The sequence below is a fragment of the Vibrio sp. 2130-1 genome, assembly GCF_033339515.1.
Genome location: NZ_JAWOUT010000349.1, coordinates 1 through 659 on the forward strand (window position 1 = coordinate 1; position 659 = coordinate 659).

Here is a 659-nt window from a genome sequence, read left to right on the forward strand (position 1 = left end):
AAATACCGCCTAGAATAGACGTACATATCAATTTAAGTAGGGATAGAAGATGTCGACATTGGCCGGGGCTCGCCTAGAAGAAATGGCGGATATCCGCTCGACGAGAAAAAAGAAAATCGTTTTTCTGTGTTCTAGCATTGCCGCCACACTATTGGTGTACGGCGCTATCGTCCAATCGCTCGAAAATCATTGGGGGTTAAGCGTTTTGCATGCCTTCAGTGCCATCGCCTGCTTAGGGATCTGCTATCTCATAAAAGTACAAAGGCATCACAAATATGCCGATTTACTGCTCAGCGCCGTCATCATGTTTGAGGGGTTATTACTGCTTCTTTTTAATGATGCGCCCTCCGGAAAGTTATTGTGGCTCTACCCCATCGTCGCAACCATCATTTTGATTAACGAGTTCAAAGTCGGTTTACTCTTTAGCGCTACCTACATGATTTTGGTTTTCTTTGGCATTACGTTTTTAGACGGCTTACCTGCCACTGGCGATATGATCGAACGCCGATTCATGTTCACCTTGATAGCCATCAGTTTTGTCTGCCATACCTTCTCCTACTACTACGCAAAAGTCGTCAGCTACATTCAAACCCTTTACCGAGAAGGGATTGAGGAGTTAGCCTACCTAGACCAACTGACGGGCTTAGCGAATCGTTGGA

Annotated in this window: 1 pseudogene; it reads left to right on the forward strand. The window is 45.5% G+C overall.

Annotated features, from left to right (window positions below):
* Window positions 1-49: 49 nt before the first annotated feature.
* Window positions 50-659, forward strand: a pseudogene (locus R7Q09_RS26145) (GGDEF domain-containing protein); the annotation flags it as partial.